Source organism: Streptomyces sp. NPDC003035, from assembly GCF_042888285.1.
GTDB lineage: Bacteria > Actinomycetota > Actinomycetes > Streptomycetales > Streptomycetaceae > Streptomyces.
The window spans coordinates 648,544-661,461 of the sequence record NZ_JBIAPJ010000005.1 but is presented as its reverse complement, the minus strand read 5'-3'; the positions used below and the strand labels follow the sequence as shown (position 1 = coordinate 661,461).

At 70.6% G+C, this 12,918-nt stretch carries 13 protein-coding genes and 1 rRNA gene; 2 read left to right on the top strand and 12 right to left on the bottom strand.

What is annotated here, in order from left to right:
• Positions 1-88: ribosomal RNA gene (gene rrf, locus ACFYV5_RS19900) — 5S ribosomal RNA — on the top strand; the annotation flags it as partial.
• 76 nt (positions 89-164) lie between these two features.
• On the opposite strand, the gene ACFYV5_RS19895 is transcribed toward rrf, so the two are convergent.
• The 5 genes from ACFYV5_RS19895 to ACFYV5_RS19875 form a co-directional block, all read right to left on the bottom strand.
• The gene (locus ACFYV5_RS19895) at positions 165-602 is read right to left on the bottom strand and encodes a VOC family protein (protein ID WP_389169922.1); all 438 of its coding nucleotides are present in this window, start codon (positions 600-602) and stop codon (positions 165-167) included.
• 66 nt (positions 603-668) lie between these two features.
• Positions 669-1,337, bottom strand: a complete 669-nt coding sequence (locus tag ACFYV5_RS19890; protein WP_389169919.1) for a response regulator — start codon at positions 1,335-1,337, stop codon at positions 669-671.
• Positions 1,334-2,560 (bottom strand): sensor histidine kinase, encoded by a 1,227-nt coding sequence (locus ACFYV5_RS19885; protein WP_389169916.1) that lies wholly within the window; start codon positions 2,558-2,560, stop codon positions 1,334-1,336. The genes ACFYV5_RS19890 and ACFYV5_RS19885 overlap by 4 nt, the downstream gene beginning before the upstream one ends.
• A gap of 24 nt (positions 2,561-2,584) precedes the next feature.
• Positions 2,585-3,379 carry an ABC transporter permease gene (locus ACFYV5_RS19880; RefSeq protein WP_389169913.1) on the bottom strand — a complete coding sequence of 265 codons (795 nt, stop codon included), beginning with the start codon at positions 3,377-3,379 and terminating at the stop codon, positions 2,585-2,587.
• Positions 3,376-4,278, bottom strand: coding sequence for an ATP-binding cassette domain-containing protein (locus tag ACFYV5_RS19875; RefSeq protein ID WP_389169910.1), 903 nt, complete (start codon positions 4,276-4,278; stop codon positions 3,376-3,378). Before ACFYV5_RS19875 ends, ACFYV5_RS19880 begins: the two co-directional genes overlap by 4 nt.
• 133 nt (positions 4,279-4,411) lie before the next feature.
• On the opposite strand from ACFYV5_RS19875, the gene ACFYV5_RS19870 reads away from it, so the two are divergent.
• Positions 4,412-4,978: a GNAT family N-acetyltransferase gene (locus ACFYV5_RS19870; protein WP_389169907.1), complete on the top strand. Its 567-nt coding sequence runs from the start codon at positions 4,412-4,414 to the stop codon at positions 4,976-4,978.
• Between the two features lie 23 nt (positions 4,979-5,001).
• Here ACFYV5_RS19870 and ACFYV5_RS19865 read toward each other — a convergent pair whose 3' ends face one another.
• The 7 genes from ACFYV5_RS19865 to ACFYV5_RS19835 all read right to left on the bottom strand — a co-directional run bounded on the left by ACFYV5_RS19865 (position 5,002) and on the right by ACFYV5_RS19835 (position 12,875).
• A complete protein-coding gene (locus tag ACFYV5_RS19865; protein ID WP_389169904.1) occupies positions 5,002-6,486 on the bottom strand; it encodes a type VI secretion protein in 1,485 nt (494 codons plus the stop codon).
• Between the two features lies 1 nt (position 6,487).
• On the bottom strand, positions 6,488-7,891 hold the full coding sequence (locus tag ACFYV5_RS19860) for an ATP-binding protein (RefSeq protein ID WP_355104251.1): 1,404 nt from the start codon (positions 7,889-7,891) through the stop codon (positions 6,488-6,490).
• Positions 7,892-7,925: 34 nt separating this feature from the next.
• Positions 7,926-9,479, bottom strand: a complete 1,554-nt coding sequence (locus ACFYV5_RS19855) for an SCO6880 family protein (RefSeq protein ID WP_355104253.1) — start codon at positions 9,477-9,479, stop codon at positions 7,926-7,928.
• Positions 9,476-10,810, bottom strand: coding sequence for a hypothetical protein (locus ACFYV5_RS19850; protein ID WP_389169900.1), 1,335 nt, complete (start codon positions 10,808-10,810; stop codon positions 9,476-9,478). Before ACFYV5_RS19850 ends, ACFYV5_RS19855 begins: the two co-directional genes overlap by 4 nt.
• Positions 10,800-11,639 (bottom strand): hypothetical protein, encoded by an 840-nt coding sequence (locus ACFYV5_RS19845; protein WP_389169898.1) that lies wholly within the window; start codon positions 11,637-11,639, stop codon positions 10,800-10,802. Before ACFYV5_RS19845 ends, ACFYV5_RS19850 begins: the two co-directional genes overlap by 11 nt.
• Positions 11,640-11,722: 83 nt before the next feature.
• Positions 11,723-12,031 carry a hypothetical protein gene (locus tag ACFYV5_RS19840; RefSeq protein ID WP_024757447.1) on the bottom strand — a complete coding sequence of 103 codons (309 nt, stop codon included), beginning with the start codon at positions 12,029-12,031 and terminating at the stop codon, positions 11,723-11,725.
• A 259-nt stretch (positions 12,032-12,290) separates the two neighbouring features.
• Positions 12,291-12,875 (bottom strand): TetR/AcrR family transcriptional regulator, encoded by a 585-nt coding sequence (locus ACFYV5_RS19835; RefSeq protein WP_389169895.1) that lies wholly within the window; start codon positions 12,873-12,875, stop codon positions 12,291-12,293.
• Positions 12,876-12,918: the final 43 nt, after the last annotated feature.

Here is a 12,918-nt window from a genome sequence, read left to right as displayed (position 1 = left end):
CGGTTACATTCCGAACCCGGAAGCTAAGCCTTTCAGCGCCGATGGTACTGCAGGGGGGACCCTGTGGGAGAGTAGGACGCCGCCGAACAATCATTGTGGGAAAGCCCCGCACCTTATGGTGCGGGGCTTTTCTGCGTTTAGGGCTCGGTTGACCCGATCAGCCGTCAGTTCTTCTTCAGCTCCTCGGCGAGCATCACAAGGATGCCGCTGGGACCGCGGACGTACGTGAGCTTGTAGGCGTTCTCATAGGTCCCCACACCGCGAAGCGGAAAGCATCCGTGCTGTGCGGCTGTCTCGAGGGCTTTGTCGATGTCGTCGACCGAGAAGGCGACGCGATGCATGCCGATCTCGTTGGGACGAGTGGGCTCCGACTCGATCGCTTCGGGGTGGATGTACTCGAAGAGCTCAAGGCGACCATGACCGTCTGGTGTCTGGAGCATCGCAATGTTGGCGTGATTGCCATCAAGGTCGACGGCGGTGTCGGTCCACTCGCCACTGACCGTGGCACGGCCGACGACCGTGAGGCCGAGATCGGTGAAGAAGGAGATCGCTGCTTCGAGGTCGCGAACGGCGATGCCGACGTTCTCGAGTTTGATGGCCATGCGTCGCATGCTAGCGAGCCGGCCGGCTTGCCGGTCTTGGGAAAGCGCGAGGCCAGGGGTGGGAGCTCATGGCCGACCCGGGCTGACGAGCTGGGTGTCGTACGCCAGGATCACTGCCTGGACGCGGTCGCGGGCGCCCGTCTTCGACAGGATGCGGCTCACGTGGGTCTTCACCGTGGATTCCGCGAGGTGGAGGCGGGTCGCGATCTCCGTGTTCGTCCAGCCCTGGCCGATGACCGTGAGGATCTCGCGTTCCCGGTCCGTGAGGGCCGAGAGGCGGGGGTCCTCCCGTGGGGGGCCCGCGGTGGGCGGCAGGTGGTGGATGTACGCGTCCAGGAGGCGGCGGGTGAGGCTGGGCGCCACCACCGCGTCGCCGCCGGCGACCGCGCGGATGCCCGACAGGAGCTCCTCGGGCTGGGCGTCCTTGACGAGGAAGCCGCTGGCGCCGGCGCGGAGGCCCTCGTAGGCGTACTCGTCGAGGTCGAAGGTCGTGACGATCAGGACGCGGGTGCGGGCACCGGCGGCGATGATGCGGCGCGTGGCCTCGATGCCGTCGAGGCCCGGCATCCGGATGTCCATCAGGGCGACATCGGGGTGGTACCGGTCCACGAGGCGGATCGCCTCGGTGCCGTTCGGTGCCTCACCGACGACCGTCATGTCGTCCTGGCTCTCCAACAGCATGCGGAATCCGAAGCGTTGCATCGGCTGGTCGTCCGCGATGAGCACGGTCGTCACGAGGGGGAATCCTCCAGGGGGAGTCGGAGCCGTACGCGCCAGCCGCCGGTCGGCAGAGGGCCCGCTTCGAGTGTGCCGTCGTAGAGGGCGGCGCGCTCGCGCATACCCGTAACTCCCTGGCCGGTGCCGATGATGTCGCTCCCGGGGCCGCCCGTGTCCGCCACCGACAGCGTCACGTCCTCCGGGCCGTAGGAGAGGAGGACGGAGGACTCGGCCCCGGGGCCGGCGTGCTTGAGCGTGTTGGTCAGTGCTTCCTGGACGACCCGGTAGACCGTCAGCTGGGCTCCCGGTGGGAGGGGTTGGGCCTCGGGAGCGGGCTCGTCGCGGATCTCCAGCCGTACCGGCAGGCCCGCGGTCCGTACGCCGGCGATCAGCGAGCCGAGGTCGGCCAGGGTGGGCTGCGGGTCGCGTACGGCCTCGCCGCGCAGCAGGCGGCGGAGTTCGGCGAGTGCCTGGCGGCTGGTGGTGCCGATGGCGTCGAGGGCTTGGGCGGCCTGCTCGGGGCTCTTGGCCGCGGCGTACCGGCCGCCGTCCGCGAGGCCGGTGATGACGGAGAGGTTGTGGCCGATGATGTCGTGCATCTCGCGGGCGATGCGGGTGCGTTCGGCGGCCGCCGCCAGCTGGGCCTGCTGGTCGCGCTCGATCTCGAGGCGGTGGGCCCGGTCGACGAGGGCGGCCGTGTAGTCCTTGCGGGAGCGGACCGCGATGCCGAGCAGGGCGACCATCGCGTACGCCCACAGGGTGGGGACGACCTGTTGGTCCCAGCTTCCCTGCGGGAAGCGGATCGCACCCACCACGAGGGGTGGGGTGATCAGGGCTGGCGTCCACCAGAGGGTGCGCAGCGGCAGCCGCAGGGCGATGCCGAAGACGGCGACCGCCTGGAGGAAGCCGGCCTGGAGGAAGGCTCCGGTGCAGCAGCTGACGAGCGAGGCGCACGCCATCACGACGAGGACGGGCAGGGGGCGGCGGCGGCGCCAGAACAGGGGGACCGACAAGGTCAGGCTCAGGGCGAGGACCAGCCAGACCGGGACGGAAGGGTCGCGGGCGATGTTCCGCCAGCCACCCGCCGCGTCGACCAGGGCCGCGCCCGTCCAGAAGGTGGTGAGCAGTCCGTCCCAGACCCAGGGGCGGCGTACGTCGAAGGCCCGGGCACGCTGGGTCAGTCGCTGGATGTACCGGCTGAGGGGTTCCTCTTCCGTGCCGGGCCGCTTCTCCGTGATCACCCGCTCATCCTCGTACGTCACCGGCTAGACGTCTCGCCGCTTCAGCAACAGGGCCGGGACGATCAGGGCCGCCGCCGCCCACAGGCAGAGGGCGAGCAGGGCGCCGCCCGGGGAGGCCGCGCCCGGCATCGGGTCGGCGGAGCCGAGGGCTCCGGCGGCCTGGGTGGGGAAGTACCTGATCGCGGTCCCGATCGCGTCGTACGGGAGCATGCCGAGGACCTCGGGCAGGATCAGCACGCCGCCGATGAAGGCCCCGATGGCGCCCGGCACCGAGCGCAGCGCGGCGCCGAGGCCGAGGGCGATGAGGCTGAGCAGCGTGACGCCTGCGGCGTTTCCCGCGATGGCGGACAGGACGCCGTCGTCGGTGAGGGAGGCCGCCTGGTCGGTGTCGGAGAGGAAGATCTGCGCGGTGAGGAAGGTGATCAGGGCGGTCACGAAGGAGACGGTGAAGACGACCGCCGTGAAGACCGCGGCCTTTGCCCACAGGACCGGCGTGCGGCGCGGGACGGCGGCCAGCGAGGCTCTGATGAGGCCGGTGGCGTACTCGCCGGCGGTGACCAGGATGCCGAGGACGGCGAGGCAGATCCCGCCGAGCTGGGAGCCGTAGAGGGTGAGGACGACCGTGTCGACGTCGGAGTCGCCGCCGTCGGAGGTGTAGGTGGCGCCCATGAGGATGCCGATGCCGAGGAGGAAGGCGACCGAGGTGAGGACGGTGATCCAGGTCGAGCGGACCGTCCACAGCTTGTGCCATTCGGAGCGCAGGATGCGGGCGGGGGTGATCACGGGAGTGGTCGCGTGGGTGATGACGGGGGTGCTCATGCCGCTGCTCCTTGGTATTCGACCGAGTCGTGGGTGAGGTCCATGAACGCCTGCTCCAGGGAGGCGGTCTGCGGGGTGAGTTCATGGAGCGGGACCCCGTGGTCGGCGGCGGTGCCGCCGATCCGTACGGAGTCCACGCCGGTGATACGGAGGGTGTCGGGGGACTCTTCGGTGATGCGGGCCTCCGGGAGCAGGGCGCGCAGCCGCGCCGGCTCGGGGGTGACCACCTTGACCGAGGCGCCGCCGGACTCCCGTACGAGGGCCTCGACGGTCGTGTCGGCGAGGAGCCGGCCCTTTCCGATGACGATCAGATGGTCGGCGGTCAGCGCCATCTCGCTCATCAGGTGGGAGGAGACGAGGACCGTACGGCCCTCGGCCGCCAGGGACTTGAGCAGCGTACGGATCCACAGCACGCCCTCGGGGTCCAGGCCGTTGACGGGCTCGTCGAGGACGACGGTCTGCGGGTCGCCGAGGAGCGCGGCGGCGATGCCGAGGCGCTGGCCCATGCCGAGCGAGAAGCCCTTGACGCGGCGGCGGGCGACGTCGGTCAGGCCCGTGAGGCCGAGGACGTGCTCGACGCGGGAGCGCGGGATGCCGTGGGTGTGGGCGAGCGCCATGAGGTGGTGGAAGGCCGATCGGCCGGGGTGCAGGGAGCGGGCTTCGAGGAGCGCGCCGACCTGGGTGAGGGGCGCGGGATGGGAGGCGTAGGCGCGGCCGCCGATGGTGGATCGGCCGCGGGTGGGGGCGTCGAGGCCGAGGAGCATGCGCAAGGTGGTGGACTTTCCGGCGCCGTTGGGGCCGAGGAACCCGGTGACCGCGCCGGGGCGGACGGTGAAACTGAGGTCCTGGACGACGGTCCTGGAGCCGTACCGTTTGGTGAGTTCTTCTGCTCGGATCATGTCCACGACGCTACGGAGCGGGCGGCGGCGGATCGTCCGACCGTGGGTGGGAGCGGGGCGGGGCGACGTAGTACCGGGGTACGACGGGGATATGGGTTTGTCGGGGGCGGCCGGTGGCGGTGAAGATCGGGCCATGGACTATCTGATACGCGCGATTCGCGCCGATGAGTGGGAGCGGGCGCGCGAGATTCGGCTCGCGGCCCTCCAGGACCCGGTGGCGCACCTGGCCTTCCTGGAGACGTACGACGTGGCCGTGGCCCGGCCCGATGCGTTCTGGCGGGAGCGGACGGAGGGGGCGGCCGAGGGCGGGACGGGCGCGCGTCAGTTCGTGGCCGAGGCGCTGGACGGGAGGTGGGTGGGCACGATCTCGGTGCTGGTGGAGCGGCCGGCGGACGAGGTGCGGTTCGGGGAGCCGGCGAAGATCGACCAGACGCACATAGTGGGCGTGTACGTACGGCCGGAGGCGCGCGGTGACGGGGCGACCGAGGCGCTCTTCCGGGCGGGCGTGGAGTGGTCCTGGTCGCTGCCGGAGCCGGAGATCCAGCGGGTGCGGCTCTACGTGCACGAGGCCAACGCGCGGGCCCGGGCCTTCTACCGGCGGTTCGGTTTCGTGGAGTCGGGGGAGACCGTGCCCATGCCGGGGGACGAGATGACGCGCGAGGTGGAGTACGAGATCCGGCGGCCGGTGCTCAGCTCGTAGGCGGGGAGCTTGCGCTGCCGCGCCTACGTCTGAGGGAGCGGTTCGGGCCAGCGGGCGCGGGCCTGTTCCTGGGAGCGGAGCAGGACGAGGGTCGGCAGGCCCTGGTCCTGACCGTTCTCCAGCAGTTCCGGGAGCCGGGGAAGAGGAGCCACCGCGGCGACGTCGTCGAGGACGAGCGTCATTGGTGGGTCGAGCCGACCGTCGGATGACCGTGCGGCCATGCGGCGGCCGTGCTCGACCACGCTTGCGGTGAGGGCGGTGAGCAGAGGCATCGCGCCCGGGTGGGTGCGCGGGTCCTCGATCGGTTCGCCCACCACATAAAGGGTGCCCCCTTCCGCCACGAATGATTCCAGCGTCAACGAATCCGTTCGATTCGGGGCGCAGGCGTCCCTGATGTGGATCGAGGAGAGCGCGGAGAGCGCACGGGCCGTCAACTCCTGTGCCACATCGCGGCGCTCCGCGTGGGCGGTGAGGGCGGACTCCAGCAGTCCGGCGTGGCCGGCGGCGGCCTTGGGGTGGGTGCGGAGGATCCGTACGGGCTCGTGGGCGCCCGCGCCCTGCGCCCAGCGGTGGACCTGCTTGAAGGGGCGGCCGTCCAGGGCGGCGGCGTGCAGCCAGCAGCGCAGGAGCGTTTCGGCGGTGTCGGCGACGGCGGCGTCCAGACGGGACGGCGGGCGTACGGGGGCGAGGAGCGCGATCGCCCGTTCCTGGGCCGTGGCCGGCTCCTCGCAGTGTTCGGACGGCGACCAGTGGAGGCGGGCGGGGGTGTCGCAGAGGTGGCAGGGGTCGTAGACGAGGACGGGGCCGAGCTTGCCGCGGGCGTCCTTGGTCTCCGCCCAGACCGTGGGGTCGGAGGTGACGACGAGCACGGGGCCTTCGGCGTCCTGGACGGCCTGGAGGGCGGCGGGGCGGCGGGTGGCGGGGGCGCCGTAGAGGAGACGGGGGGCGCGGGGCGCGGGGACGACGGCTTCGGGGGCGGGGGCTTCGCGGGTGGGGGCCGGGGCTGCTACGGTCTCCGGCGCGACGGGGGCCGGTTGCGGGGCCGGTTGCGGGGCCGGGGTTTCTCCGGCCGTCGGCTGCGCGGCCGGGGTCTCCACGGCGGCCCCGGCGGGCGTCCGCTCCGCGACAACAGTCGCTGCCGTACCGTACGCGGCCCGTCTGCCCGCCCGTACCGCTCTCCACCGGGCCAGCGTGCCCACCACGAACACCCCGAAGACGATCAGCACCATCAGCTCGCCGATGAGCAGACCCCAGAACAGCCCGTACCCCGACAGTTCGTCCGCCGGGGTGTCGGGCCACGCGCCCGGCAGGTCCTGGGGGCTGCCGATCAGGGCGCGTACGGCCATCGGGGTCCTGGTGAAGGTGACCCCGGCCGGCCAGGCGCCCTTCGAGAGCAGGGCGGCCAGGCCGGTCGCCGTCCAGACCAGCACGCTCAGGCCGAGGACGAAGCCGACGAGGCCGATCACCAGGCCGTCCGGGATACCTCCCTGCTGTCGTTCCCGGGACATCTCAGGCCACCGTGTCGTTCAGGTGCTGCTCGATGAGCGCGGCGCGCTGTTCCGTCTCCCACTCCAGTTCCGGGTCGATGGACGGGTCCATGTCGGGATCGACGGACGACTCCGTCATGGCGCGGTCGGTGTAGACGAGCGGCCGTTCCTTCTCGGTGATGAGGTGTTTGACCACCTGCACGTTGCCGTTGACGTCCCAGACGGCGATGCCGGGGGTGAGCGTCGGGATGATCTCGACCGCCCAGCGTGGCAGGCCGAGGACGCGTCCGGTGGCGCGGGCCTCGTCGGCTTTCTGGGCATAAATGGTCCGGGTCGAGGCCATCTTGAGGATGGCCGCGGCCTCCCGTGCCGCCGCGCCGTCCACGACGTCCGAGAGGTGGTGGACGACGGCGACGAAGGACAGGCCGAGTCGGCGGCCGAACTTCAGCAGCCGCTGGAAAAGCTGCGCCACGAAGGGGCTGTTGATGATGTGCCAGGCCTCCTCGACCAGGAAGATGCGCTTCTTCCGGTCGGGGCGGATCCAGGTGTGCTCCAGCCACACGCCGACGATCGCCATGAGGATCGGCATGGCGATGGAGTTGCGGTCGATGTGGGAGAGGTCGAAGACGATGAGCGGCGCATCGAGGTCGATGCCGACGGTGGTCGGGCCGTCGAACATGCCGCGCAGGTCGCCGTCGACCAGCCGGTCGAGGACGAGGGCGACGTCCAGGCCCCAGGCGCGTACGTCGTCTATGTCGACGTTCATCGCCTCCGCCGACTCCTCCTTGGGGTGGCGGAGCTGCTCGACGATGTCGGTGAGGATCGGCTGGCGGTCGGTGATGTGTTCGTTGACGTACGCGTGGGCGACCTTGAGCGCGAAGCCGGCGCGCTCGTCGAGGCCGTGGCCCATGGCGACCTCGATGATCGTACGGAGCAGGGCGAGCTGCCCGGTCGTGGTGATCGACGGGTCGAGCGGGTTGAGCCGGATGCCGGCGTCGACGGCGACCATCGGGTCGAGGCGGATGGGGGTTATCCCCAGTTCCTGGGCGATGAGGTTCCATTCGCCGACGCCGTCCTCGCCCTGGGCGTCGAGGACGACGACCTGGCGGTCGCGGAAGCGCAGTTGGCGCAGGACGTAGGTCTTCTCCAGCGCGGACTTGCCGTTGCCGGATTCGCCGAGCACGAGCCAGTGGGGTGCCGGGAGCTGCTGGCCGTACAGCTGGAAGGGGTCGTAGATGTAGCCCTTGCCGCTGTAGACCTCGCGGCCGATGATCACGCCGGAGTCGCCGAGGCCGGGGGCGGCCGTCGGGAGGTAGACGGCCTGGGCCTGTCCGGTGGAGGTACGGACGGGGAGCCGGGTCGTCTCCACCTTCCCGAAGAGGAAGGAGGTGAACGCCTCGGTGACGGCGGAGAGTGGATCTCGCATGTGCGCGGGCCCCTTAGCGGCTGGCGTCTCGTGGCTAGCGGCGGATGCCGGTCGCGAACGGCAACGTGTTCACAAAGGCCCGGTGGTGCTCGCGGTCGCACCACTCCAGCTTCAGGTAGGACTTGCCGGCGGAGGCCCTGATCGTGCGCTTGTCCCTGGCCAGGGCCTCGGGCGAGCGCGACGAGACGGTGATGTACCCGACGAGGTTGACGCCCGCGGCGCCGCTGGCGAGGTCCTCGCCCCGCTGGTCGAGCCGGCCGTGCGCGGCGATGTCGCGCGGGTCGACGGTGCGGTTCATCTTGGCCTGGCGGGAGGCCTCGGCCTCGTCGTTGGTCTTCTCGGTGAGCATCCGCTCGATGGCGACCTCGGTGGGTTCGAGGTCCATGGTCACGGCGACCGTACGGATCACGTCCGGGGTGTGGACGAGGAGCGGGGCGAGGAAGTTGACGCCGACGGGGGTCATCGGCCACTCCTTCACCCAGGCGGTGGCGTGGCACCAGGGGGCGCGGGTGGAGGACTCGCGGGTTTTGGCCTGGAGGTAGGTCGGTTCCATCGCGTCGAGTTCGGCGGGCCAGGCGTTTCGCTTCGTCATGGCCTGGATGTGGTCGATGGGGTGGTCCGGGTCGTACATGGAGTGCACGAGGGAGGCGAGCCGGGACTGGCCGAGGGGCTGGCGTACGCGGATGTCGGCCTCGGCGAGGCGGGCGCAGATGTCGGTGAGTTCGCGGGCCATGACGACGGCGAGTCCGGCGTCGCGGTCGAGCCTGCGGGCGCCGGAGGTGTGGCGGGCGGCGCGGGCCATGGCATTGGCCTCGGCGGCGAGTTCGCGGGTGTAGTGCATGCAGGCCACGAGGTAGGCGCGGTGCTGCTCGCTGGAGGTGGAGACCATGGACTGGAGCTGTTCGTACGACTCCTGGAGCCAGGCCGGGGCGTGCGGGTCGCCGCGCTGGCCGACGTCCTTGGCGTGGGCGTCGGGGTCGGCGGGGAGGGTGCGGGCGAGCATCTGGAGGCGGGTGACGAAGCCGTCTCCGTTGGCGACGTGCTTGAGGAGCGTGCCGAAACGGTCCACCAGCGCTTCCTGGTCCTCGCTGTCGCGCAGGCCGACGCCGGGGCCTTCGATCTCGATGGCGGCGGTGACGGTGCGGCGGTCGGCGTGGAGGAGTACGGCGATCTCGTCGGGGCCGAAGGGTGCGGCGAGCCAGTTGATCCGGCCGATGCCGGGGGGCGGGCCGATCTCGACCTCGCGGCCGTCGAGCCGTGTGCCGGCTTCGGCGGCGGCGGACCGGTAGGCGGTGCCGCGCTTCAGGCTCCGCTTGTAGCTGCGGTTGATCTCGAACCACTTGTAGAACGTGCGGTGCTTGTACGGGACGTACACGGCGGCGAGCGCGAGCATCGGGAAGCCGGTGAGCAGCACGATCCGCAGGGTGAGGACGGGGACGAGGAGTCCGCTCATCATGCCGAGGAACGCACCGGCGATGATCAGGGCGATCTCGCCGGTCTCGCGGTTCTTGCCGACGATCGCGTTCGGCCGGGCGCGGCCGATGAGATACGTACGGCGGGGCGTGACCGGCTGGGACTGGGTCGTCAACGCCCTCCACCTCCTGTGCTTCCTGTGTTCTTGCGGCTGCTGTGCGGGGTGCCTGATGTGGGGCTGCTGCTACGGGGCGGGGGTGCGGCGGAGGGGACAGTTCCGCCGCCGCCCCCGGCCGAGCCCCCGCGGCTGCTGTGGGCGGCGACACCGCCGGCGAGGGGGTTGGCGGGGCGGCTGTTGCCGCTTCCTCCTTGGCTCTGGCCGCCGTCGCCGCGGGCGCTGTGGGTCTTGATGCCCTGGGAGACGAGGGAGGCGGGGGAGGAGATGACGGCGGCGGCCGCGTTCTCGCCGGCGCGGTGGAGGCGGTTGTTGCGGGAGGCGACGATCTCGTCGCCGAAGCCGGGGACGAAGCGGTAGATCATGGCGGAGGCGAAGATGGCGAGCAGGATGATCGCGAGCCCGGACACGACGGCGGAGAACGAGTCGGGTCCGGTTCCGGAGGAGAGCGCGCCGGCGAGGCCGAGGACGATGACGATGACCGGCTTGACGAGGATGACCGCGATCATGATCCCGGCCCAGCGGCGGACGTGGCCCCACATGTTCTTGTCGACGAGCCCGGCGTAGACGACGACGCCGAGGAGGGCGCCGACGTAGAGCAGGACGGCGCGCAGGAACAGCTCGAGGTAGAGCACGCCGGCGGCGAGGATGCTCACCAGCGACACGATGATCAGCATGATCGGCCCGCCGCCGATGTCGTCGCCCTTCTGCAGGGCTTGTTTGAAGCTGCCGAAGAAGACGTCGGTCTGCTGGCCGGTGCCGGAGGCGATGACTTCGGTGACGGCGTCGGTGGCGTTGACGACGGTGTAGAGGATGAGCGGGGTGAAGGCGGAGGCGAGGACGGTCAGCCAGAGGAAGCCGATGGCCTCGGAGATGGCGGTGGTGAGGGGGACGCCGCGGATGGCGCGCTTGGCGACGGCGAGGAGCCAGAGGAGGAGGGTGAGGAAGGTGGCGGCGGCGAAGACGATGGCGTAGCGGCCGAGGAACTCGAGGTTGGTGAAGTCGACGTCGGCGGTCTCTTTGACGGCCTGGGAGAGCTTGTCGACGATGGCGACGGCGGCGTCGGCGCAGCCGCGGGCGAGGGAGGAGAGGGGGTCGAGGGCGGTGGTGGGGTCCTCGAGCCCGGTGCGGCCGGAGCTGCCGGGTTCGCCGCTGTTGCAGTATTCGCGTGCGGGCCCGCGGATAAGGTCGCACGGGTCGTTGCTCGTGCTCGGGCTGGGCGTCGGTGTCGGCGCCGCGAAGGCACGACCTCCAAGAAGAACCAGCGAGGCCTGTACCGCGGTGGCGGCGGCGACGATGGCGAGCGTACGAGGCGGACGCTTACCGGGCATAGGTGAACCCCCCGAACTGGTCGACGGCGTCGGCCATCTCCTCCGCGCTGGAGGCCCTCTGGTCACGGCCGACCGGCACCGGGCCGTCCTTCTGGTCGAAGTCCGTCACCTTCCAGTCGCCGCCGACCCACTGCAGTTGGTACGTGGTCGTGTACCAGCTCTCGGACACGGGGTTCGTGGACCCCTCGCCGGCCATGCCGAACAGCGACGAGAACCAGACGGCGACCGTGGCCCGGTCACTGCTGTAGCTCTCGATCTTCGAGCCCACGGGGATGACCCGGGAGATGAACGTCAGCCCGCTCGGAGCCGTGCCGTCCTCCTGCAGCCCGATGCGGGCGAGGAATCCCTTGTCCGAGTAGACCTTGTCCAGGTCGTCGCCGCGTTCGGCGGCAGCTGCCGGGGCGTAGACCGAGTTGACGATCTCGTGGCGGCGGGAGGCCACGAACATGTCGGCGGATCCGAGCGGTACCGAGTAGTTCACCGCCGCGCTCTGGGCGCCCTGTTCGTCTCGGGCGAAGCCCGTCGGGATCGTGCCGTTCTTGCCCGTCACCGGGCGGACGCCCGTCGCCGCCGTCGGGGCGGGGGCGCCGGGGGCGGAGGAGGAGGCCGCGGCGTTGTCGCCGGTCTCGTCCCCGGCGCCGCCTCTGTTCGCGAAGGCGATCGCGGCGATCAGCAGGACCACCACGCCCACGACCGTGACGAGCGACCGCGAGGTGCGGGCCGGTGGGCGGCGGGCGCCGCCGTAGACGTCGCCGGTGCCGCCCTCGGGGAGGCGCGTGCGGGTCTGGCCCGAGCCGCCGAAGCCGTCGTTGTCGTCGCCGAGGCTCATGACGGGTACGCCCCCTCAACCGTTCGTGGTTTCCGCGCGGGCGCGGTGTGCTGACTGGACATCAGGGAACGTGACCTCGGTGGTTAGACGGCCATCCCGTACACGATCGTGAACAGCGTCCCGAGTGATCCGATGATGAAGACTCCGGTCAGACCGGCCACGATCAGGCCCTTGCCCTGCTCGGCGCTGAACGTGTCCCTGAGGGCGGTCGCGCCGATGCGCTGCTTCGCCGCACCCCAGATGGCGATGCCGAGGCAGAGCAGGATGGCCACGGCCATCACGACCTCGATCATCACCTTGGCTTCATTGCCCAGGCTCCCGAAAGGCCCCCAGTTCGGGGCGATTCCACCGATGATGGTGGTGATGTCGCCCTTCTCGGCCGCCAGGTACATGTAACTCACCGCCCCTGTTGGGTAGTTCGTCGCCCCTGCCCGATGGCATGGGTCATCGCCCTATCTTCGCTGATGAAACCGCTCGCGTGTGACGGCTTGACGGCTCTCTTTACCCGATCCCCGCACACATGACCGAACTGGCCGTCTTGACCTGCGACGGTGTGGCCGGTTTCTCTACGAAGAAGCGTATGGTCACTCTGTGTATCACGGAGGGTGACTCCGGGCAATGACTGTCGTTGTTGCACTCTTGGGGTGGTCGTCAGGCGTAGGAGGCGATCAGTCGGGAGAGGTGGCGGCCGGCCAGCAGGAGCGGGGTCTCCGAGCGCGTGACCTGGGCGGTCACTTCGGCGCCTTCCAGGGTGTTGATGACCGTCGCCGCGAGATCGCGCGCCTCGGGGTCCGGGAAGCCGCAGCCGAGGAGCTTGTCGGCGACCAGGTTCTGCCAGGCCAGCAGGGCTTCGGCGCAGGCGCGTTGGATGGGGTTGTCCGTGCCGAGCGTCTCCAGGGCGGCCGCGGTGACCGGGCAGCCGTCGGTCCAGCCGGAGGCGCGGAGTTCCTTGGCCAGGAGGCGGGCGCAGGCGTCGACGGCCTCGGCGGGGTCGTCCTCGCCGTCCAGAGCGGTACGCAGGACCGCGGCGAACTCCTCGCGGCCGTACTCCATCGCCGCGACCGCCACGGCTTCCTTCCCGCCGGGGAAGAAGTGGTAGACGGAGCCGAGGGTGGCCTCCGCCTCGGTGGCGATCTGCTTGATGCCTGTGCCGACGTATCCCTGGCGCTGGATGAGGCGGGAGGCGGCGACGATGATCCGATCCCGCGTGCTCGTGGAGCCGGTGCTGGTCTGCATGGGGTGAGTGTAACGAGGCATTGAGTAGAGCGTTCGTTTTAGA